The following is a 20554-nucleotide window of genomic DNA, read 5'->3' as shown; positions in this document are numbered from 1 at the left end:
CGGGCGCGCCGCACACGCGCCCTGAGCCCCGGATGAGGGGTGTAAAGAACCTTCTTACCGGACGGACGGCGCTGACGACGAGTCCATTAGGTGCAAGGTCACATCTGGGAACCAGAAAGCCACACAGGGGTGACACGCGGCTGACAGGACGGTCACGCGGTTGGCAAGGCCCCTGCTGGATGGGAAGGACCACGATCTTCACCGACCACATGGTGAGACGGGTAGAAGTTTTTACGGCTGAAGGCCGGGATCACCGCAGATGGTCCGGGGTGCGGTGCCGGGCAGGGGCCGTCCTGACGTGGTTGGGGGATCACCCGTTATCCGATTTTGACATTGCGACTCCCCTGAATGGGCGAACCCGAATGGCAAGATGCCGTAAACCCACGAGGTCGCGACACCCGAAGGTGTGTGTTTCCGTCGACCCATCGGCACCTCTTTCCACCCGCCGGAGGAACCACCATGACCGCAAGCTCCACCCGTCGTACTCCCGCCCGCGCCCGGACTGCAGCGGTCGGTGCGATCGCGGTCGCCGGCGCCCTGATCCTCACCGGTTGCGGTGACCAGACCAAGGACAGCGGCAACGACTCCGGCAGCTCGTCCGCCGGCAGCGCCCCGCTGGCCGGCAAGCTTCCCAAGGACATCCGCAGCAGCGGCGTCGTCCGGGTCGGGTCGGACATCGCGTACGCCCCGGTCGAGTACAAGGACAACTCCGGCAACGTCGTGGGTCTCGACCCCGACCTGGCGGCGGCCCTGGGCAAGCAGCTCGGGGTGAAGTTCCAGTTCGAGAACGGCACCTTCGACGGCCTGCTCACCGGTCTGCGCTCGGACCGCTACGACATCGCGATGTCGGCGATGACGGACAACAAGAACCGCCAGGAGGGCGTCGACCCGGACACCGGCAAGAAGGTCGGCGAGGGCGTCGACTTCGTCGACTACCTGACCGCCGGTGTCTCCATCTACACCCGCAAGGGCGACACCAAGGGCATCACCACCTGGGAAGACCTCTGCGGCAAGAAGCTCGCCGTGCAGCGCGGCACCACTTCGGAGGACCTGGCCAAGGAGCAGGCCAAGAAGTGTCCGAGCGGCAAGAAGCTCGCCATCGAGGCCTTCGACGACAACCAGCAGGCCCAGACCCGGCTGCGCTCGGGCGGCGCGGACGCCGTGTCCGCCGACTTCCCGGTCGCCGCCTACGCGGTGAAGACCTCCGGCGGCGGCAAGGACTTCGAGGTCGTCGGCGACCAGGTCGAGGCCGCGCCGTACGGCATCGCCGTGGCCAAGAAGGACACCCAGCTCCGGGACGCCCTCCAGGCCGCGATGGACGCCGTCATCAAGAGCGGCGAGTACGGCAAGATCCTGGAGAAGTGGGGCGCGCAGGACGGCGCCGTCAAGCAGTCCGTGATCAACGGCGGTAAGTGACCCGCGGACCCGAAGCGGCCACTGAGAGGCAACACCCGTGACTGACATCGACAAGTCGGCGGCCGGGGAGCAGAGCACTCCCCCGGGCGGCCCGGAAGCCATCAAGGCGATCCCGGTCCGGCACTACGGGCGGTACGTCACCGCCGTCATCGCCATCGCGATCCTCGTCGCGATCATCTACGCGTTCGGCCAGGGCCAGATCAACTGGCACGCGGTACCGGACTACTTCTTCGACGACCGGATCATGAAGGGTGTCGGCAAGACCCTTCTGCTGACGGTCCTGTCGATGCTGATCGGCATCGTGGGCGGCATCGTCCTCGCCGTGATGCGGCTGTCGAAGAACCCGGTGACCTCGTCGATCGCCTGGTTCTACATCTGGTTCTTCCGCGGCACCCCGGTCCTGGTCCAGCTCTTCCTCTGGTTCAACCTGGGCCTGGTCTTCGAGTACATCAACCTGATGCCGTTCTACAAGGACCACTGGTCGAACTTCATGACGCCGCTGCTGACGGCGCTGCTCGGCCTGGGTCTGAACGAGGCGGCGTACATGGCGGAGATCTGCCGGGCCGGCCTGCTCGCGGTGGACGAGGGCCAGACCGAGGCGGCGCACGCCCTCGGTATGAGCCACAGCAAGACCCTGCGGCGGATCGTCATCCCCCAGGCGATGCGCGTGATCGTGCCGCCCACGGGCAACGAAGTGATCAACATGCTGAAGACGACCTCGCTCGTGGCGGCCGTCCAGTATCCCGAGCTGTTCCGCTTCGCCCAGGACATCGGCCAGAACTCCGGTGCCCCGGTGGAGATGTACTTCCTGGCCGCGGCCTGGTACCTGATCATGACCTCGGTGCTGAGCGTGGGCCAGTACTACATCGAGCGCTACTACGCCCGCGGCTCCAGCCGCCAACTGCCGCCGACGCCGTGGCAGAAGGTGAAGGCGAACGTGCTGTCGCTGGGTGGCCCGAGGGGAGCGGTGGGCGCATGACCGACAAGCTGAGCAAGAGCGACGCCGTCCCCACGGGAACGGCCCCGATGGTCAAGGCGGAGGGCGTTCACAAGTCCTTCGGCCACGTCCAGGTGCTCAAGGGCATCGACCTGGAGGTCAAGCAGGGTGAGGTGTTCTGCCTCATCGGCCCCTCCGGCTCCGGCAAGTCCACCTTCCTGAGGTGCATCAACCACCTGGAGAAGGTCAACGCCGGCCGTCTCTACGTGGACGGCGAGCTGGTCGGTTACCGCCAGAAGGGCGAGAAGCTCTACGAGCTCAAGGACAGCGAGGTCGCGCTCAAGCGCCGGGACATCGGCATGGTCTTCCAGCGCTTCAACCTGTTCCCGCACATGACGGCCGCGGAGAACGTCGTCGAGGCGCCGGTCCAGGTCAAGGGCGTCAGCAGGGCCCAGGCCAAGGAGCGGGCGATGCAGCTCCTGGAGCGGGTGGGCCTCGCCGACAAGGCGGGGAACTACCCCTCGCAGCTCTCCGGTGGCCAGCAGCAGCGGGTGGCGATCGCCCGGGCCCTGGCGATGGACCCGAAGCTGATGCTGTTCGACGAGCCGACCTCGGCCCTCGACCCGGAGCTGGTCGGTGACGTCCTGGACGTCATGCGCGACCTGGCCGAGTCCGGCATGACGATGGTCGTCGTCACCCACGAGATGGGCTTCGCCCGCGAGGTCGGCGACAGCCTGGTCTTCATGGACGGTGGCGTGGTGGTCGAATCCGGCCATCCGCGTGAAGTCCTGACGAATCCGCAGCACGAGCGGACGCAGTCGTTCCTGTCCAAGGTGCTCTGAGACTCCGCGGAGCCTCGACCGGAAGAGGGGCGGTGCGGGATTCTCCGTACCGCCCCTCTTCCGTCGTCCCGCGTCGGCTCACTTCACCGCGAGCAGCAGCGTGTCCGAGGGCGAGCACCACACCGGCCGTGCCTCCTCGAAGCCCTTCTCGCGCAGTGCGCGCGCGTGCCAGGCCGGGGCCGGCATGTCACCGTCGGCGTGCTCGCCGTAGATCTCGAAGCGGCGGGCCGTCGGCTCGGCAAGGACCGGGTCCTCGGCGGCCACCCGCCACCACTCGGCCCAGTCCAGCGCGCCGTCCCGTCTGGCCTGATCCATGCGGGCGTGCCGCTGGGCGCGCTCCGCCGCGTTGATCCTCGGGGTGCTCTCGTCGATCATGTGGTCCGCGTTCATGAACACACCGCCGGCGCGCACCAGTTCCGCGAGCCGTCCGTAGAGTGCCGCGAGGGGTTCGCTGTGCAGCCAGTGCAGGGCGGTGGCGGTCAGCACCGCGTCGTAGGAGCCGTACGGCAGCCGCGCCGGCCAGTCGGGGTCCTTGAGGTCGGCGGTGACGAAGGAGACGCGGTCGTCGCCCTCGAAGGTGCCGCGGGCGATGGTGAGCAGGGCCGGGTCGAGGTCGACCCCGGTGCTGGTGGCGTCGGGGAAGCGGGCCAGCAGCCGGGCGGTGATGGTGCCGGTGCCGCAGGCGAGGTCGAGTACACGCGGTGCCGTGCCGACGAGCGCCTCGACCATGTCGAGCATGATCCTGAACCGCTCCTCGCGGTCCGGCATGTACCACTCCTGCTGCCGGTCCCAGCTCTCCTGCCAGGCGGCCCAGTCGGTTCCGGTGCTGGTACTGGTGGTCATGGAAAACCCCGTCTCCTCACGCACGCGTAATACCCTGGATGCACGACCGGCTGTTACCCGACCGCAGACACGACCATAGAGCGCCTCGGTAAGGACTACAAGTGGAACTGGCCTATTACTCGGATTACGCCGTGCGCCTCGTCAACAGCGAGGAGCCGGTCCGGGGCAAGGACTCCCTGACCTCGGTCGAGGCCGTCCGCGACCTCTTCGGCGCCAACGCCTCGGCGGCCCGCCGCGCCGCCGACGCCGACGTGACCCGCTTCCGCTCGGTGCGGTCCCGGCTGCGTTCGGTCTTCGAGGCGGCCGACAGGGGCGACGAGACCCTCGCCGTCGATCTCCTCAACTCACTGCTGCTGGAGTTCCCGGTCAGCCCGCAGATCTCCGGCCACGACCACCGCGACGAGGACGGCCGCCCGCTGTGGCACATGCACCTGGCCGACCACCCCTCCAACGCCACCGCCGGCTACGCGGCCATCGCGGCGATGGGCCTGGCCTTCCACCTGACCGAGTACGGCGTCGACCGGCTGGGCCTGTGCCAGGCGGCCCCGTGCCGCAACGCCTACCTCGACACGTCCACGAACCGCTCCCGGCGCTACTGCTCCGACCGCTGCGCGACCCGTGCCAACGTGGCCGCCTACCGGGCCCGCAAACGTCTGGAGGCCGACCGGTCGGTGAGCAGCGGTCTCGCCGCGGAGAACACCCAGCGCGCGAGCGCCAGCGGCGAACGCTGACCGGGCCGCGGCGGCCGGTAGCGCAGCCGCGCCCTTCCCAGGACCAACTCGTCGGGCACCACCCCGTAGTCGGTGCTGTCACCGCCGGCGTACGGGTTGTCCCCGAGCACCCACCAGCCGCCCTCCCGCCGCTCCACCGCACGCTTGACGACGAGCAGGTCCTGCTGGAAGGGATGCCGCAGCACCACGATGTCCCCCGGCCGGACCGCGGCGCCGTACTGCAGGAGCAGTAGGTCCCCGTGGTGCAGGGTGGGCACCATGGAGGGACCCGTCACCTCGGCCAGACCGAAGGGCGCCCCGGTTCTCCCCCGCTCGCTCTCCTGCGACAGCTCCGGCATCCCGGCACCTCCCCGGTCCGTTCCTCCACCAGTCCCAGTGTGACCCTGGACTTTTGTCCTAAGCCCTAGGGGGCACTCACGAAAACAGGTCCGTCAGGGAGTAATGTCGCACCTGAGAAGACGATCACGAGGAAGGAATGCTCCATGCTTTCCCGCCTGTTTGCCCCCAAGGTCAAGGTCAGCGCGCACTGCGACCTGCCCTGCGGCGTGTACGACCCGGCCCAGGCCCGCATCGAGGCGGAGTCGGTGAAGGCCGTCCAGGAGAAGATGGCCGGCAATGACGACCCGCACTTCCAGGCGCGTGCCACCGTCATCAAGGAGCAGCGCGCCGAGCTGGCCAAGCACCACGTCTCCGTGCTGTGGAGCGACTACTTCAAGCCCCCGCACTTCGAGAAGTACCCGGAGCTGCACCAGCTGGTCAACGACACCCTGAAGGCCCTCTCGGCCGCCAAGGCGTCCACCGACCCGGCGACGGGCCAGAAGGCGCTGGACTACATCGCGCAGATCGACAAGATCTTCTGGGAGACCAAGAAGGCCTGATCTCACGATCACGCCCTGTGACCCGTTTTTCCAGGTCGCCAGGTCCGCCTCCCCGCACCCGGATCGTCAGCATGCCCGCGAGGGCGTCCTGACGGTCCGGGTGCGGTCTTTGGCGCGCCTTTTCCGCGCCGGTCGCGCCGGTCAGACGGCGGGTGCCGGGTCCTCGCCGAAGACCCAGGGCGCCAGCACGACCTGCCAGCCGTCCGGGTCCTCGAAGAGGACGGCGCCGCGTTCGGTCCAGTAGGGGTTCGCGGCGGGGACCGGGCTGTGCCCGTGGCCGGCTAGCCGGCGGGCGGCGACGGTGACGGCCTCGGGGCCGCGCAGATAGAGCACCAGCTGGTTCTCGGGGTGCGGCTCGGGGATGCGGGGCGGGTCGCCGTGCTGGAGGAGTTCCATGTGCACCGGGGTGCCGGGCAGACCGAGGACGATGCCGTCGTAGCCCGCGTGGCCGCGCCACTGGGCGAGCACGGGCAGACCGAGGACGTCGCGGTAGAAGACCACGACGTCGTCGTAGTGCGCGGTCGGCCGGGCGAACCGGACCGCTCCCACATCGAGGTGACCGGGCCAGGAATGCGTCATGGGACGAGGCTGGCACGCGCCGGCGGGAGACGGATCGGGCCGCGGACCTACAGCGGGAGACCGATGCCGCCGGGCGGGCGCACCATGAACACGTCGACCGGGTCCTGGGCTTCCAGTACGAAGCCGTGGCGCTCGTAGAGCCTGCGGGCGGCGCTGCCCCGCAGGACGTTCAGGGCGACGGTCGCCCCCTGGGCGTCGGCGCGCTCCAGCAGGGTGCGCAGGACGGCGGAACCGAGCCCCCGGCCCTGATGGCGCGGGTCGAGGTAGAAGTGCTCCAGCCACTGCCTGTCCCCGGCGCCGGGCCGGACCGTGACGCAGCCGGCGAATTCGCCGCCGCTCAGCACGATGGACGTGTACCGGGTGGAGAAGGAGTCCCGCAGCCGCTGCCGTACCCGGTGCTCGTCGTAGCGTCCGAGGCGTTCCAGGTCCGGGCGCATCACCTCGGCCCGCAGCTCGGCGATCGTCTCGATGTCCGCGGTCGTCGCGGCCCGCGTCGACCACTGCGCGGCGCTCGCCCGCTCGGCCGGGTCCGTCCGCCGGCCGCCCGCTGTCGTCCCCGTGTTCATGGCTGGAGTATCGCAGCCGCGCCGTGCCAAGCTGTCGGGATGAGCCTGGAGGACCTGGTACGGCTGCGGCGGGTGCGCGACCGCATGGACCGCGAGTACGCCGAGCCGCTCGACATGACCGAGCTGGCCAGGGGCGCCCACATGTCGCCCGGCCACTTCCAGCGCAGCTTCCGCAAGGCGTACGGGGAGACGCCGTACAGCTATCTGATGACCCGTCGGGTGGAACGGGCCAAGGCGCTGCTGCGGCGCGGCGATCTGACGGTGACCGAGGTGTGCTTCGCCGTCGGCTGCACCTCCCTCGGCTCCTTCAGCTCCCGGTTCACCGAGCTGGTCGGCCTGACGCCCAGTGCCTACCGGGCCGGCTCCCACGAGGAGAGCGCGGTGATCCCGTCCTGCGTGGCCCGCTCGCTCACCCGGCCGCGCCGCCGGCCGTACTGAACGGTTCCGGCCCGCACCTCCGCGATCGCTCCGGCCGGGAGTTTCCGCGCACGGCGGCCCGGCTGCGCCTAGCGTGAGGCCATGGACCTGAAACTCAAGCAGTGCTTCATCGCCGTGGACGACCACGACAAGGCGCTCCACTTCTACTGTGACGTGCTCGGCATGGAGGTCCGCAACGATGTGGGCTTCGAGGGGATGCGGTGGGTCACCGTGGGCTCGCCGCTGCAGCCGGATGTGGAGATCGTGCTGGAGCCGCCGGGTGCCAGCCCGGACATCTCGGCGGCCGACAAGCAGGCGATCGCCGAACTGCTCGCCAAGGGGCTGCTGCGCGGCGTCATCTTCACCACCGCCGACTGCGACGCGCTGTACGAGCGGGTACGGGAGGCCGGCGGCGACGTGCTGCAGGAGCCGACGGACCAGCCGTACGGGGTGCGGGACTGCGCGTTCCGCGACCCGGCCGGGAACATGCTGCGGTTCCTCCAGCGGCCCGCGGAACCGGACACGGGTCGCTGGCCCGTGGACCCGGAGTCGGGCTGAGACTCCGCGCGCTCGACGCGGCCGGCGCCCTACGATCCCGGCCATGGACACCATCCGCTGGACGTATGCCTTCGCCGACCGCCCCTTCGGCCGTCTCGCCGAGGCCCATGCCTTCTGGACGGCGGTCACGGGCACCCGGCTCTCCGGATTCCGGGGCGAGCGGCAGGAGTTCGTGACGCTGCTGCCGGACGGCGCGGATCCCTGCCTGAAGCTGCAAGGGGTCCTCGACGGGGGCGGCGGGGCCCATCTCGACTTCTTCGTCGACGACGTGCGGGCGTTCATGGCGGCGGCCACCGGACTCGGCGCTGTGACGGTCGCCGATCACTCGGACTGGGCCGTGCTGCGCTCGCCGGGCGGGCAGCCGTTCTGCGCCGGGCTCTGGCAGGGGGAGAAGGTACGGCCGCCGGTCGTCGACGGCAGCCGCCTGGACCAGGTGTGCCTGGACATCCCGCCCGCCGGTTTCGACGCCGAGAGCGCCTTCTGGGCGGCGCTGACCGGCTGGGACCTGCTGACGGGGTCCAGGCCGGAGTTCCGGGTGCTCAGGCCGCCGGCCGGTCAGCCGGTGCGGATCCTGCTGCAGCGGCTCGACGACGACCGTCCGGCCTCCGCCCACCTGGACCTCGCCTGCGCGGACATCGGGGCGGTCCGGACCCGGCACGAGCGGCTGGGCGCCACCCATGTCCAGGACGGGCCGCACTGGACGGTGATGCGTGACCCGGCCGGCGGCACCTACTGCCTGACCGGCCGCGACCCCGGCACGGGCGCGCTGCCGACGGCGGTCGGGGAGCCGTAGTCGGGTACGCGCGGACGGACCTCCCCACACGGTCCGGCGTCGACGGCGCGCGCCCTCCTGCCGGTCACCCCCAGGGCTCGACGTCCACCACGGCGTCGACCGGGACGGGCCCGTACACGTGCGGGAACTCCTCGCCGTTCGGCGGCATGGCCTCGTACCTCACCGGCACGCCGAGCAGGGCCGGGTCCACGACCAGCACGACCAGCTCGTCCGGACCCTCGTACCCGCCGTACAGGAAGGCCGCGATGCGCGGGAGCTGCTCGCGGGTGGAGAAGTGGACGAACCCCTCCTCCTGGAGGGTGCGGCCACGGGTGGACACCTCGTAGGTGCCGCGTGCGCGGGCTTCGTCCCACAGCGCGCGTTCGGTGATGTGGACGATGTGCGGAAGCTTCGGCATGCGGCCACGCTACGGCCCCGGCCGGGCCGCGCACACCGGCGAGAAGCGGCCGGTGCGCGGGCTCGGCACGGGTTCAGGACTGTCGCGCGGTGGACCCACCGGGCCGTGACGGCTCGGTCCCGCTGTCCGGGGCGGCCGGTACGGCGGGCTCGGTGTGCTCCGCGCGGGACGCGCAGTCAGGGTTGTGGCAGGGGCCGGGGCCCCACTTCGGCACCCACGCGCCCAGCGTCTTGTGCCGGCCGACGACGGTTTCGACGGGCTGCCCGCAGACGGGACAGACACTGCTCTCGCTGCCCATGTCCTCAGGGTAGGGCGGGCGAGGACTCAGCGCTCCCTGCAGTACGTCCGCACGATCACTCCGTTGCCGAAGGTGCGGGCCGAGTCCAGGGCGAACTGGGTGATCCCCTGGCTGGTGCCGAACATCGGCATGCCGGTGCCGTAGACGATCGGGTAGCTCTTGACGACGAGTTCGTCGATCTCGTCGAGCAGGGTTCCGGCGAGCCGCGAGCCCCCGCACAGGTAGATGTCCAGGCCGCCCTGCTCCGCCTTCAGTTCGCGCACGCGGCCGACCACGTCGTCGGCGACGATCTCGACGTTCGGATCGGGCGAGGTGCCGAGGGTGCGCGAGGCGACGAACTCGCGCATGTGGGCGTAGGGGCTGGTGATGCCCTCCTTCAGCGCCAGTTCATAGCTGCCGCGGCCCTGGATGACCGTGTCGAACCGCCGGTTCTCCAGGTGGTCGAGGCCGAGGTGCACCCGGCCCTGACTGGCCAGGGTCTCCGGGAACTCCTCCCGGAGGAAGCCGAGATATTCCTCGTCGAGGAAGCGGAACATCGCGGTGGCATCGCCCTGTTCGTCGCCGATGAAGCCGTCGAGCGAGCAGGCGACGAAGTACGTGAGCTTTCGCAAGCGGGTCTCTCTTCTCAGGTTGCGGAGCGGCGAGTTGACCACTGCGCTTGTAGTGCTCCATTTGTAGTACTCCAGTCGTAGTGACTGCAAGGCGTTTCCGGGACGGAGTGCGGTCCGGGACCAAGTGGGAGAAGAGGTTCCGCATGGCGGGCGATCAGGAGCGGCGCGCGGCGCCTGGTGCTGGAACGGGCAAACGGCGGGTCCCGCGCACGGTGGGGGTGCGCGGGGCCCGCCCGGGGCCGGAGCCCCGGTGACCGCGCGGGGTCAGGAACCGCACGGTCCCGGTGGCTCCGGGGTCCTCGGCCGGCCGTCGGGCGACGGCCTGCTCAGCTGCTGCGCCGGGTCACGAACTCGGCCAGGGCCAGCAGTCCGCCCGCCGTCTCCGGGGCGGGGACGGCGCGGGCCAGTTCCTGCACCGCCCGGGCCATCCGGTCGGCCGCCTCGGCCTGTGCCCAGTCCCGGCCGCCGGCCCGCTCGACCGCCAGGGCCGTGCGCGCGATCTCCCCGCTGTCCCCCTCCTCCCCGTCGGCGTACGGCCTTCCGTACAGCGCGGCGAGTTCGGTTCCCGCGGAGGTGCCGGAGGTCAGCGCCGCCACCACCGGCAGGGACTTCTTGCGGGCGGCGAGATCCGCACCGGCCGGCTTGCCGGTGCGCAGCGGGTCGCCCCATATGCCGATCACGTCGTCGATCAGCTGGAAGGCGAGCCCGGCTTGGCGCCCGAAGCCGTCCAGCGCCGCCACGTCCTCCTTCCCGGCACCCGCGTACAGCGCACCCAGCGCACAGGCGCAGCCCAGCAGTGCGCCGGTCTTCGCCTCGGCCATGGCGAGCACCTCGTCCAGGGCCACCTCCTCGGGAGCGCGCCGCTCCAGTGCCGTGTCGGTGTGCTGCCCGGCGCACAACTCGACGACACAGTCGGCGAGCCGGACGACGGACGGTCCGGAAGCCGGGTGCGGATCCGCGGCGAGCAGCCGCAGCGCCAGTGCCTGCATCGCGTCCCCGGCGAGGATCGCGTCGGCGTCGCCGAAGACGGTCCAGGCCGTGGGACGGTGTCTTCGGGTGGTGTCCCGGTCCATCACGTCGTCGTGCAACAGCGTGAAATTGTGGACCAGTTCGACCGCGACGGCGGCCCGGACGGCCGCCGTCCTCGCTCCCGGGCCACCGAGTGCCGCGGCCGCGGCCAGGACGAGCGCCGGCCTGATCGCCTTGCCCGCGTTGCCCGCCGCCGCGGTGCCGTCGGCGTGCTCCCAGCCGAAGTGGTAGCGGGCGATCCGGCGCATCGGACCGGGCAACGAGTCGACGGCCGCGCGCAGTTCCGGGTCCACGACGGCCCGGGTCCGCTCCAGCAGCACCGCGGCCTCCTGCCCGTCCGGCGGGCCGGCCGCGGCGCCACCGGTGGACTCGCGCGGCTCACGCGGTCCGGGTGCGCGCTGTCTGGTCTCCGTCATGAAATCGGCCATGGCTCCCCCTCGCGATGCCCGCGGACGGCGGCGCTCCCGCCCCGGGTGAACGCATACCCCGAGGATGTACCCGCCCCGGAGGGCGGGGACACGGCGGCGCGGTGCGCGGACGTCACCTCCACCGGCCGATCTCGACGTTCTCCAGCACGCCGAGCGCGTCGGGCACCAGGACCGCGGCCGAGTAGTACGCCGTCACCAGGTACTTGATGACCGCCTGTTCGTTGATGCCCATGAACCGGACGGACAGGCTCGGCTCGATCTCGTCCGGGATACCGGACTGCCTCAGCCCGACGACGCCCTGGTCGGCCTCGCCGGTACGCATGGCGATGATCGAGGTCGTGCGCTCCGCGGTGACGGGGATCTTGCTGCACGGGTAGATCGGCACACCCCGCCAGGTGGGGATGCGGTTGCCGCCGATGTCGATGGTCTCCGGAACCAGTCCGCGCTTGTTCAGCTCACGCCCGAACGCGGCGATCGCGCGCGGGTGGGCGAGGAACAGCTTGGTGCCCCGCCGGCGGCTGAGCAGCTCGTCCATGTCGTCCGGGCCGGGTACGCCGTCGTGCGGCTGGATCCGCTGGTCGTACTCGCAGTTGTGCAGCAGCCCGAAGTCCCGGTTGTTGACCAGCTCGTGCTCCTGGCGCTCCTTCAGCGCCTCGACCGTCAGCCGCAACTGCTGCTCGGTCTGGTTCATCGGCTGGTTGTACAGGTCGGCCACGCGCGAGTGGATGCGCAGCACGGTCTGGGCGATGCTCAGTTCGTACTCGCGCGGCCGGGCCTCGTAGTCGACGAAGGTGTGCGGGATGTCCGGCTCGCCGCTGTGGCCGGCGGCCAGCTCGACCTCCTTCTCGCCGAACTTGTTGGTCCGCTGCTCGGGGATGGAGCGCAGCCGCCGGAGGTGTTCGCGCAGCGAGTCGGAGCGCTCGGCCACCTGCTCGAAGTCCTCGCGGCCGAGAACCAGCACCGTGCACGCGGTGTCCGCGCGGGCGGTGTACTCCCAGATGGAGTCCGGGTCCAGCAGCGCTGCCTCGCCGAAGTAGGCGCCGTCGGCGAGGACGCCGAGGACCGCGTCGTCGCCGTACGGACCCGAGCCGATCTTCTCGACCCTGCCGTGGGCCAGCAGGTAGACCTTCTCGGTCCGGGCGCCGAAGGAGGCGATGACCTCTCCCGGCGCGAAGTTCCGCTGGCGGCAGCGCCGGGCCAGTTCGGTGAGGACCTCGTCGTCCTCGTACGAGCGCAGCGCGGGCAGCTCGCCGAGTTCGGCCGGGACGACCTCCACCTGGTCCCCGGTCTTCACGAACGTGATGCGGCCGTCGCCGACGGCGTACGTCAGCCGCCGGTTGACCCGGTACGTGCCACCCTGGACGTCCACCCAGGGCAGCGTGCGCAGCAGCCAGCGGGAGCTGATCTCCTGCATCTGCGGAACGGACTTGGTGGTGGTGGCCAGGTTCCGCGCTGCCGCCGTGCCGAGAGACTGCTGCGGCTTGCCCTGCTCCGTGCGGACCTCTTCGCCTACCGACATATGGGGATGCCCTCTCATGTATGCCCGGCGCCGAATCGCACACCGGTCTCACGAGCAAGCTTCCATTACGTAACGTGTCCGTGCCATTACCCGAAAGAGCGGGAATGGATCATCGCACTACTGGGCAGAAAGTGGGATCTTGTCCAGCGGCACCCGGGATGCGCCACCTGTCCGGATCGGCTCGCACGGCGTGCGAAGGAGGTGGTCCGGGACGTCCGGTTTCGATAGAAGCAGCCTTACGAGTGGGCCGCGACCGGCGGCCGACCGGGCACAGCACGAAGGAGGCGGTCATGGCCCCACCCATGTCCGCGAGCGCGTTTCTGGCCGCACTGCGAGCGGAGGGCGCGACGGTCGTCGAGGTCGGCGACTGGCGGCACCACAACCGCAATCACAAGGGCCCCTGGGGCCCGGTCCACGGCGTGGTGATCCACCACACGGTGACCCGTGGCAGCGCCCACACCGTCGAGGTCTGCCGCGACGGGCACGCGGCGCTCCCCGGCCCGTTGTGCCACGGCGTGATCACCAAGGACGGAAGGATCCACCTGGTCGGCTACGGCCGCGCCAACCACGCCGGGCTCGGTGACGACGAGGTGCTGCGGGCCGTGATCGCCGAGAAGCGGCTGCCGCCGGACAACGAGGCGAACACCGACGGCAACCGGCACTTCTACGGCTTCGAGTGCGAGAACCTGGGCGACGGCGACGACCCGTGGCCCGAGGCGCAGCTGGAGGCGATCGCGCGGGCCGCGGCGGCCGTGTGCCGCCACCACGGCTGGACGGAACGGTCGGTGATCGGCCACCTGGAGTGGCAGCCGGGCAAGGTGGACCCGCGCGGCTTCTCGATGGCGTGGCTGCGGGAACGGGTGAGGGATCGCCTGAAGTCGTAGCCGTCCGCGGCCCACGCCGGGCGACAATGGGGGCGTGACCAGCACCGACCCGCTCGCCCCGCGCCTGCCCTCGCCCCTGCGGGAGGTACGGGACGACCGGTTCGGCCGGCGCGGCCTGCGCCTGCTCCTCAAGCGGGACGACCTGATCCACCCGGAGCTGATCGGCAACAAGTGGCGCAAACTGGCGCCCAACATCGAGGCGGCACGGGGACGGGCGCTGGTCACCTTCGGCGGCGCCTACTCCAACCATCTGCGCGCGACGGCGGCGGCGGGCCGGCTGCTGGGGCTGCCCACCACCGGCGTGGTCCGGGGCCAGGAGCTGGCCGGGCGGCCGCTCAACCCGTCGCTGGCCCGGTGCGTGGCCGACGGCATGCGACTGCACTTCATCGACAGATCGACATACCGTCACAAGCACGAGCCGGAGACCCTGGCCGCGATCCTGCGCGCGGCCGGAGCCGAGGACGCGTACGTCGTCCCCGAGGGCGGCAGCAACGCCGCGGCCGTGCGCGGCTGCCGGGCCCTGGGCGAGGAGCTGGGCGGACGGGCCGATGTCGTCGCGGTGGCCTGCGGCACCGGCGGCACGCTCGCCGGACTCGCCGCCGGGCTGCCCCCCGACAGCCGGGCGCTCGGCATACCGGTGCTCAAGGGCGGCTTCCTGGCCGCCGACGTACAGGCCCTGCAGGAAGACGCCTTCGGCGCCCGCAGCGGGAACTGGTCCGTGGACGACCGCTTCCACTTCGGCGGCTACGCCCGCACGACGCCCGCACTCGACGCCTTCGCACAGGACTTCGAGCAGCGCCATTCCCTGCCCGTGGAGCGGCTGTATGTCGCCAAGATGCTCCACGGACTCGTCTCCCTGGCCGAGGAGGGCGCCTTCGCGCGCGGGACGACGGTCACGGCGGTGGTCACCGGACGGCCCTTCCCGTAGCCCCGCCCCCCCCACCAGCCGGTCGAGTCGCCCTACGCGGCCTCCCGGTAGGCGGCCGCCTCCTCCAGGTCGAGCCTGCGCAGCAGCGCGCGCAGCATCTCGTCGTCGATGTAGCGGTGGTCGCGGAGCCTGACGAACACCTCGCGCTCGGCGCTGATCATGTCGCGGGACAGGCGGCGGTAGGTGTCGTCGACGGACTCGCCGGTGACCGGGTTGACCTGGCCGAGCCGCTCCCAGACGGCGTTGCGACGGCGTTCCAGCACCAAGCGCAGGCGGTCGGCGAGCGGCGGCGGCAGCGCGTTGCGCTCGTCGGAGAGGAGTTCCTCGAGGCGGCTCTCCGCGGCCCGGGAGGCCTGCGCCTGGGCGTTGGCCTCTGCCAGCGTCTCGGCCCGCCGGTCACGGCTGGGGAATTTCAGCAGGCGGATCAGCGGCGGCAGGGTCACCCCCTGGAGGACCAGCGTGCCGATGACCGTGGTGAAGGTCAGGAAGAGGATCAGGTTGCGCTGCGGGAACGGATGGCCCCCGTGCACGGTCAGCGGGATGGAGAAGGCGATGGCGAGGGAGACCACTCCGCGCATCCCGGCCCACGAGGTGACCATCGCCCCCCTCCAGGTCGGGTTCTCCTCACGCGTCCTGATCCGCTCCGACAGCAGGCGGGGCACGAAGGCCGCCGGGTAGACCCAGATGAACCGGGCCAGCACGACGACCACGAAGACCGCGATCGCGTACCAGGCGGCCGTCACGCCCTCGTACTCACCGAGGCCCTTCAAAACGACCGGCAGCTGGAGGCCGATCAGGGCGAAGACCGCGGACTCCAGGATGAAGGCGACCATCTTCCACACCGCGTCCTCCTGGAGCCGGGTGGCGAAGTCGACCTCCCACGCGCGGTGCCCGAGGTAGAGGGCGACGACCACGACCGCGAGGACGCCGGAGGCGTGCACCTGCTCGGCGACGCTGTAGGCGACGAACGGGATCAGCAGGGACAGCGTGTTCTGCAGCAGCGGTTCCTTCAGGTGCGTGCGCAGCCAGTGCAGGGGCGCCATGAGCAGGAGGCCGACACCGACACCGCCGACGGCCGCGATCAGGAACTCCTCGATGCCGCCCGCCCAGGTGGCGCCCTCGCCGATGGCGGCGGCCAGCGCCACCTTGTAGGCGGTGATCGCGGTGGCGTCGTTCAGCAGGGACTCCCCCTGCAGGATCGTGGTGATCCGGGACGGCAGCCCGACCCGGCGGGCGACCGCCGTGGCGGCGACCGCGTCGGGCGGCGCCACCACCGCGCCCAGCACCAGGGCGGCGGGCAGCGGCATCCCGGGGATGACCAGATAGGCGGCCCAGCCGACGACGACGGTCGCGAACAGCACGTACCCCACCGACAGCAGCGCCACCGGCCTGAACTGGGCCCGCAGGTCGAGGTAGGAGCTGTCGCTCGCCGAGGTGTACAGCAGCGGGGGCAGTACGAGCGGCAGGACCACCTCGGGGTCGAGCCGGTAGTCCGGCACCCCCGGGATGTAGGAGACCGCCAGGCCGACCGCGACCAGCAGCAGGGGCGCCGGCAGCGGGGTGCGCCGGGCCGCCCCCGCGACCGCGGCACTCCCCGCCACCAGCAGAAGCAGCGGCATCACGTCCATGGTCCTCGCCCACCCTCGTTTTTCCGCGCGGCCACCCGCACGCCCGTCGTAACCTGGCAATCATGAAACAGTGCACGCACTCCGACGCGCTGCCGCACCCTCAACCCGAGCCGCTCACCGAGACGTGCCCGGAGTGTCTCGCGCAGGGCACACATCCCGTTCAGCTGCGGCTCTGCCTGACCTGTGGCCACATCGGCTGCTGCGACTCCTCGCCGGGACGGCACGCCACGGGGCACCACACGGAGACCGGCCACCCGGTGATGCGGACGTTCGAGCCCGGCGAGGACTGGCGCTGGTGCTTCGTCGACCACGTACTCGTGTGACACTTCAGGGAGCGGCCACCGCCGACGGTTCGGGCGTGTGACGCCGGGGTACGTCAACCCGGCGCGCGCTCTTCCCTTTTGGGCCCGCAAACCCCCTAGACACGGAGCGTGTCCGCAGCTTTACTGTGAGTGACGCCAGGGGGTTGGGGCCCCGGGGACAGAAACGTTCGGAGCGCGATAGCGTCACCGCGGAACCACGTATGCGTTAGCCCGGGGGGCGACCCTCGGCCCCGTAAAGCTTGTACCACCATGGAGGTGAGGGTGTCCCAGATCGCAGGCGAGCCCGCGACCCAGGACTTCGTGGAAGTCCGGCTGCCGGCTGCGGGTGCCTACCTGTCGGTGCTGCGGACGGCCACGGCCGGTCTCGCGGCCCGCTTGGACTTCACCCTGGACGAGATCGAGGATCTGCGGATCGCCGTGGACGAGGCCTGCGCGATCCTGCTGCAGCAGGCCGTGCCCGGCTCCGTGCTCAGCTGTGTCTTCCGCCTCGTCGACGACTCGCTCGAGGTCACGGTGTCGGCGCCGACCACCGACGGCCACGCCCCCTCGCGGGACACCTTCGCCTGGACGGTGCTCTCGGCACTGGCGGGGAAGGTCTCGTCCGCCGTCGACGAGGACAAGACCGTGTCGATCAGCCTCTACAAACAGCGCGGCGCGGGCCCCGGGCCGGCGTGAGGAACGGGGACGGGCCGGTGCGGGACGAAGAGCGCGGCACACGGGAGCTGCCGGCGGAGGGCCGAGGCCCCACGGACGGCGCCCGACGCATGGCGGACGGCATCGACGGCATCCCCGAGCAGGCCAGGCCGCACCCGGAGGACGACTCCGCTGAGGCCGCCGGCGACGGTGCCGTGCAGAGCGCGCCTCCGAAGGCACGCGGCGGATCCGGGTCCGCCGCCCGCGCGGAGGCGGCTCGGGGAAGGGCTACGGGCGGGACGATGAGCGAGCACGAGCGAAACGCGGAGGACGACGCGGTGGGCGCCGAGGCCGTGCACGCCACCCATCACGATCCCCAGGACCGCAGCGGGGCCCGTGCGATGTTCCTCGAACTGCGCCGGCTGAACGCGGGGGGCGCGGAGTACGCGGAACTGCGCAACCAGCTCGTCCGTATGCACCTGCCGCTCGTCGAGCATCTCGCGCGCCGCTTCCGCAACCGGGGCGAGCCACTGGACGACCTCACCCAGGTCGCCACGATCGGCCTGATCAAGTCCGTCGACCGCTTCGACCCGGAGCGCGGCGTGGAGTTCTCCACGTACGCCACCCCGACCGTCGTCGGCGAGATCAAGCGGCACTTCCGCGACAAGGGCTGGGCGGTCCGGGTGCCGCGCCGGCTGCAGGAGCTGCGCCTGGCGCTGACGACGGCCACGGCCGAGCTGTCCCAGCTGCACGGCCGCTCGCCCACGGTCCACGAGCTGGCCGAGAAGCTGGCCATCTCCGAGGAGGAGGTCCTGGAGGGTCTGGAGTCCGCCAACGCGTACTCCACACTGTCGCTGGACGTCCCCGACACCGACGACGAGTCCCCCGCGGTGGCCGACACCCTCGGCGCCGAGGACGAGGCGCTGGAGGGCGTGGAGTACCGGGAGTCCCTCAAGCCCCTGCTGGAGGACCTGCCGCCCCGCGAGAAGCGGATCCTGCTGCTGCGTTTCTTCGGGAACATGACCCAGTCGCAGATCGCGCAGGAGGTCGGCATCTCCCAGATGCATGTGTCCCGGCTGCTGGCCCGGACCCTGGCCCAGCTGCGGGAGAAGCTGCTGGTGGAGGAGTGAGCGGACCGGAGCGGGCCGCCTACTCGGCCCGGCCCGGCCCCTTGATCCCGAGCGCCCGGGTCGTCGCGGGGCTCACCAGGAGCACCAGGGCGACGACCGCCACGACGGCGAGGGCGATACCGCCCGGAATGGCCATGCTGTCGGCCTGGAGCAGGTTGTAGGCCACCGGCAGGGCCATGAGCTGGGTGATCACCGCCGGCCCGCGGCTCCAGCCGCGCCGCAGCAGCAGGCCGCGCGCGGCGAGCAGCGGCAGCAGCGCCAGTACCAGCAGGGTGATCCCGCCGGTCACGGCCTGCTGACGGTCGTCCGGGTCGCCGGTGAGCCCGAGGACCAGGATCCACACGCCGCCGATCACGAGGGCGGCACCCTCCAGCGCGGCCAGCGCCGCCGCGTACGTCAGCCGGCGCGGGCGCGGTCCGGGAGTCGCGGGGGCTTCGGCGGTGTCCGGGGCGGGGTTCTGCTCACTGCTCACCCCTGAAGGGTATCCGCCGGACGTCCGGGGCAGCCGCGGGGAGGTGCAGCGCGCGGACCGCCGTGCCGGGGCCCCGTGGGCAGGCTCACGTCCTCTCCTCTTACCGGATCCCTACCTCGGTCTGGGCCGGGTACCCCCCAGTAGGTACGCTGCCATCCATGCGTGCACTTCTCGTGGTCAATCCGGCGGCAACCACCACAAGCGCACGCAGGCGTGACGTTTTGATCCACGCGCTGGCGAGCGAGATGAAGCTCGAGGCGGTCACCACCGAGTACCGCGGCCACGCCCGCGACCTGGGCCGGCAGGCCGCGCAGAGCTCGGACATCGACATGGTCGTGGCCCTCGGCGGCGACGGCACCGTCAACGAGGTGGTCAACGGCCTGCTCCACGCGGGCCCCGACCCGGACCGCCTGCCCGGTCTCGCCGTGGTGCCGGGCGGTTCCACCAATGTCTTCGCCCGAGCGCTCGGTCTGCCCAACGATCCGGTCGAGGCCACCGGCGCCCTGCTGGACGCCCTGCGCGAGAACAGCGAGCGGGTCGTCGGCCTGGGCCTGACCTCGGGCACGCCCGGCACCGAGGACGAGTCGGTGCCGTCGCGCTGGTTCACCTTCAACGCGGGTCTGGGCTTCGACGCGGGCGTGGTCGGCCGGGTGGAACAGCAGCGCGAGCGCGGGAAGAAGTCGACGCACGCGCTGTACGTACGTCAGGTGATGCGCCAGTTCCTCGGCGAGCAGCACCGCCGGCACGGCACGATCACGCTCGAACGGGCCGGCGAGGACCCGGTCACCGATCTCGTGGTCGCCATAGCCTCGAACACGTCCCCGTGGACGTATCTCGGCAATCGCCCGATGTACACGTCACCTAAGGCCTCGTTCGACACGGGCCTCGACGTACTCGGTCTCAGCCGCCTGTCCACGGCCGCGGTTGCCCGGTATGGCACCCAGTTGCTCACTTCGTCCCCCGAGCGGGGACCCCATGGGAAGCATGCCGTCTCACTCCATGATCTGGACCGCTTCACCTTGCATTCGAAGGTGCCGCTGCCCCTTCAGATGGACGGTGACCACCTGGGGCTGCGAACCAGCGTGACGTTCACAGGCGTACGCCGCGCACTGCGTGTGATTGTGTGAGCGGAAGAGGCGAAAGTCCTTTCACTCGAACGTTTAGGCCAGGATCCACCCCATGGAAGTACGGCTGTGACCCAGTCGACACCGAGGAATCAAAAAAAACTTTCCGGAAGGGGTTGTATCCGCCGCTGAGGTTTGCGAGTCTCTACGTGGCGATCGGGACGGCCCGCAACACCGGCCTCCACTGATCACCGGAACCCCTCTTCAAACCAAAGGACCACGCCGGGGAAGACTCGGCGCTCGGCCCTTCACTTGTTGAGGGATTCGTGAAAGCGTTCACATTCACAAGCAACTTGCACGTAATACCAAGGAGAGGTAGCAGCCATGGACTGGCGTCACAACGCCGTTTGCCGCGAGGAAGACCCCGAGCTCTTCTTCCCCATCGGCAACACCGGTCCTGCGCTGCTGCAGATCGAGGAAGCCAAGGCCGTCTGCCGTCGCTGCCCCGTTATGGATCAGTGTCTGCAGTGGGCGCTCGAGTCCGGTCAGGACTCCGGCGTCTGGGGTGGTCTCAGCGAGGACGAGCGCCGCGCCATGAAGCGCCGCGCCGCCCGCAACCGGGCTCGTCAGGCCTCCGCCTGACATCCCCA

The 20554-nt window shown here is 70.7% G+C and carries 26 protein-coding genes; 15 read left to right on the top strand and 11 right to left on the bottom strand.

All coding sequences use genetic code 11. The features are described 5' to 3' along the window. Window positions 1-459: 459 nt before the first annotated feature. Genes ABZ478_RS06245 through ABZ478_RS06235 form a run of 3 tightly spaced genes read left to right on the top strand, consistent with a single transcriptional unit; the run spans window position 460 to window position 3195 of the window. Complete coding sequence (locus ABZ478_RS06245; protein WP_359545761.1) at window positions 460-1416, top strand: ABC transporter substrate-binding protein; 957 nt, start codon at window positions 460-462, stop codon at window positions 1414-1416. Between the two features lie 37 nt (window positions 1417-1453). Then, the gene (locus ABZ478_RS06240) at window positions 1454-2395 is read left to right on the top strand and encodes an amino acid ABC transporter permease (protein WP_359545759.1); all 942 of its coding nucleotides are present in this window, start codon (window positions 1454-1456) and stop codon (window positions 2393-2395) included. Continuing rightward, window positions 2392-3195 carry an amino acid ABC transporter ATP-binding protein gene (locus ABZ478_RS06235; protein ID WP_359545758.1) on the top strand — a complete coding sequence of 268 codons (804 nt, stop codon included), beginning with the start codon at window positions 2392-2394 and terminating at the stop codon, window positions 3193-3195. The genes ABZ478_RS06240 and ABZ478_RS06235 overlap by 4 nt, the downstream gene beginning before the upstream one ends. 78 nt (window positions 3196-3273) lie before the next feature. On the opposite strand, the gene ABZ478_RS06230 is transcribed toward ABZ478_RS06235, so the two are convergent. Next, a complete protein-coding gene (locus ABZ478_RS06230; protein ID WP_359545757.1) occupies window positions 3274-4038 on the bottom strand; it encodes a class I SAM-dependent methyltransferase in 765 nt (254 codons plus the stop codon). A gap of 101 nt (window positions 4039-4139) precedes the next feature. Here ABZ478_RS06230 and ABZ478_RS06225 point away from each other — a divergent pair, with 101 nt between their 5' ends. Then, window positions 4140-4769: a CGNR zinc finger domain-containing protein gene (locus ABZ478_RS06225; RefSeq protein ID WP_358927583.1), complete on the top strand. Its 630-nt coding sequence runs from the start codon at window positions 4140-4142 to the stop codon at window positions 4767-4769. Here the strand turns inward: ABZ478_RS06225 and sodX are convergent. Continuing rightward, entirely contained in the window at window positions 4673-5107 is a 435-nt protein-coding gene (sodX, locus tag ABZ478_RS06220; protein ID WP_359545755.1) for a nickel-type superoxide dismutase maturation protease, read from the bottom strand. The genes ABZ478_RS06225 and sodX overlap by 97 nt on opposite strands. 144 nt (window positions 5108-5251) lie before the next feature. On the opposite strand from sodX, the gene sodN reads away from it, so the two are divergent. Then, window positions 5252-5647, top strand: coding sequence for a superoxide dismutase, Ni (sodN, locus tag ABZ478_RS06215; RefSeq protein ID WP_004983535.1), 396 nt, complete (start codon window positions 5252-5254; stop codon window positions 5645-5647). A gap of 141 nt (window positions 5648-5788) precedes the next feature. Here the strand turns inward: sodN and ABZ478_RS06210 are convergent, their stop codons facing one another. Together ABZ478_RS06210 and ABZ478_RS06205 are read right to left on the bottom strand one after the other, a co-directional pair. After that, entirely contained in the window at window positions 5789-6226 is a 438-nt protein-coding gene (locus ABZ478_RS06210) for a VOC family protein (protein ID WP_359545753.1), read from the bottom strand. Window positions 6227-6273: 47 nt separating this feature from the next. Further along, window positions 6274-6792: a GNAT family N-acetyltransferase gene (locus ABZ478_RS06205; protein ID WP_359545751.1), complete on the bottom strand. Its 519-nt coding sequence runs from the start codon at window positions 6790-6792 to the stop codon at window positions 6274-6276. Window positions 6793-6831: 39 nt separating this feature from the next. Here ABZ478_RS06205 and ABZ478_RS06200 point away from each other — a divergent pair, with 39 nt between their 5' ends. The 3 genes from ABZ478_RS06200 (at window position 6832) to ABZ478_RS06190 (ending at window position 8560) form a co-directional block, all read left to right on the top strand. After that, on the top strand, window positions 6832-7230 hold the full coding sequence (locus ABZ478_RS06200) for a helix-turn-helix transcriptional regulator (protein WP_358927580.1): 399 nt from the start codon (window positions 6832-6834) through the stop codon (window positions 7228-7230). A gap of 81 nt (window positions 7231-7311) precedes the next feature. Further along, complete coding sequence (locus tag ABZ478_RS06195; RefSeq protein WP_358927579.1) at window positions 7312-7767, top strand: VOC family protein; 456 nt, start codon at window positions 7312-7314, stop codon at window positions 7765-7767. Between the two features lie 43 nt (window positions 7768-7810). Further along, window positions 7811-8560, top strand: a complete 750-nt coding sequence (locus tag ABZ478_RS06190; protein ID WP_359545749.1) for a VOC family protein — start codon at window positions 7811-7813, stop codon at window positions 8558-8560. Between the two features lie 64 nt (window positions 8561-8624). On the opposite strand, the gene ABZ478_RS06185 is transcribed toward ABZ478_RS06190, so the two are convergent. The 5 genes from ABZ478_RS06185 to ABZ478_RS06165 all read right to left on the bottom strand — a co-directional run bounded on the left by ABZ478_RS06185 (window position 8625) and on the right by ABZ478_RS06165 (window position 12842). Then, complete coding sequence (locus ABZ478_RS06185; protein WP_359545747.1) at window positions 8625-8957, bottom strand: DUF952 domain-containing protein; 333 nt, start codon at window positions 8955-8957, stop codon at window positions 8625-8627. A 73-nt stretch (window positions 8958-9030) separates the two neighbouring features. Further along, window positions 9031-9255 (bottom strand): hypothetical protein, encoded by a 225-nt coding sequence (locus ABZ478_RS06180; protein WP_359545745.1) that lies wholly within the window; start codon window positions 9253-9255, stop codon window positions 9031-9033. A gap of 26 nt (window positions 9256-9281) precedes the next feature. Then, entirely contained in the window at window positions 9282-9866 is a 585-nt protein-coding gene (locus tag ABZ478_RS06175) for a dihydrofolate reductase family protein (RefSeq protein WP_359545743.1), read from the bottom strand. A 326-nt stretch (window positions 9867-10192) separates the two neighbouring features. Then, window positions 10193-11323, bottom strand: a complete 1131-nt coding sequence (locus ABZ478_RS06170; RefSeq protein ID WP_359545741.1) for a family 2 encapsulin nanocompartment cargo protein polyprenyl transferase — start codon at window positions 11321-11323, stop codon at window positions 10193-10195. A 112-nt stretch (window positions 11324-11435) separates the two neighbouring features. Then, complete coding sequence (locus tag ABZ478_RS06165; RefSeq protein ID WP_359545739.1) at window positions 11436-12842, bottom strand: family 2B encapsulin nanocompartment shell protein; 1407 nt, start codon at window positions 12840-12842, stop codon at window positions 11436-11438. 290 nt (window positions 12843-13132) lie between these two features. Here ABZ478_RS06165 and ABZ478_RS06160 point away from each other — a divergent pair, with 290 nt between their 5' ends. Together ABZ478_RS06160 and ABZ478_RS06155 are read left to right on the top strand one after the other, a co-directional pair. Next, window positions 13133-13726 (top strand): N-acetylmuramoyl-L-alanine amidase, encoded by a 594-nt coding sequence (locus tag ABZ478_RS06160; RefSeq protein ID WP_359545737.1) that lies wholly within the window; start codon window positions 13133-13135, stop codon window positions 13724-13726. Window positions 13727-13760: 34 nt separating this feature from the next. Beyond that, window positions 13761-14654, top strand: a complete 894-nt coding sequence (locus tag ABZ478_RS06155) for a pyridoxal-phosphate dependent enzyme (RefSeq protein ID WP_359545736.1) — start codon at window positions 13761-13763, stop codon at window positions 14652-14654. 32 nt (window positions 14655-14686) lie between these two features. Here ABZ478_RS06155 and ABZ478_RS06150 read toward each other — a convergent pair whose 3' ends face one another. Then, complete coding sequence (locus tag ABZ478_RS06150; RefSeq protein ID WP_359545734.1) at window positions 14687-16282, bottom strand: Na+/H+ antiporter; 1596 nt, start codon at window positions 16280-16282, stop codon at window positions 14687-14689. A 62-nt stretch (window positions 16283-16344) separates the two neighbouring features. Here ABZ478_RS06150 and ABZ478_RS06145 point away from each other — a divergent pair, with 62 nt between their 5' ends. From ABZ478_RS06145 to ABZ478_RS06135, 3 genes are all read left to right on the top strand, one after another. Then, window positions 16345-16605, top strand: coding sequence for a UBP-type zinc finger domain-containing protein (locus tag ABZ478_RS06145; RefSeq protein ID WP_199211950.1), 261 nt, complete (start codon window positions 16345-16347; stop codon window positions 16603-16605). Between the two features lie 261 nt (window positions 16606-16866). Then, window positions 16867-17280, top strand: a complete 414-nt coding sequence (locus ABZ478_RS06140) for an anti-sigma regulatory factor (RefSeq protein WP_004925829.1) — start codon at window positions 16867-16869, stop codon at window positions 17278-17280. A 17-nt stretch (window positions 17281-17297) separates the two neighbouring features. Then, on the top strand, window positions 17298-18368 hold the full coding sequence (locus tag ABZ478_RS06135) for an RNA polymerase sigma factor SigF (protein ID WP_359545732.1): 1071 nt from the start codon (window positions 17298-17300) through the stop codon (window positions 18366-18368). A gap of 19 nt (window positions 18369-18387) precedes the next feature. On the opposite strand, the gene ABZ478_RS06130 is transcribed toward ABZ478_RS06135, so the two are convergent. Beyond that, the gene (locus tag ABZ478_RS06130) at window positions 18388-18840 is read right to left on the bottom strand and encodes a hypothetical protein (RefSeq protein WP_359545730.1); all 453 of its coding nucleotides are present in this window, start codon (window positions 18838-18840) and stop codon (window positions 18388-18390) included. Window positions 18841-18998: 158 nt separating this feature from the next. Between ABZ478_RS06130 and ABZ478_RS06125 the strand changes: the two genes are divergently transcribed. Together ABZ478_RS06125 and ABZ478_RS06120 are read left to right on the top strand one after the other, a co-directional pair. After that, the gene (locus tag ABZ478_RS06125; protein WP_358927567.1) at window positions 18999-19967 is read left to right on the top strand and encodes a diacylglycerol kinase family protein; all 969 of its coding nucleotides are present in this window, start codon (window positions 18999-19001) and stop codon (window positions 19965-19967) included. A gap of 321 nt (window positions 19968-20288) precedes the next feature. Then, window positions 20289-20546, top strand: coding sequence for a WhiB family transcriptional regulator (locus tag ABZ478_RS06120; protein ID WP_006142322.1), 258 nt, complete (start codon window positions 20289-20291; stop codon window positions 20544-20546). Window positions 20547-20554: the final 8 nt, after the last annotated feature.

This window comes from Streptomyces sp. NPDC005706 (assembly GCF_040631045.1).
In the GTDB taxonomy this organism is placed as follows: Bacteria; Actinomycetota; Actinomycetes; order Streptomycetales; family Streptomycetaceae; genus Streptomyces.
Note: the sequence above shows the minus strand (reverse complement) of the source record. Positions and strands in the feature narration are given on the sequence as shown.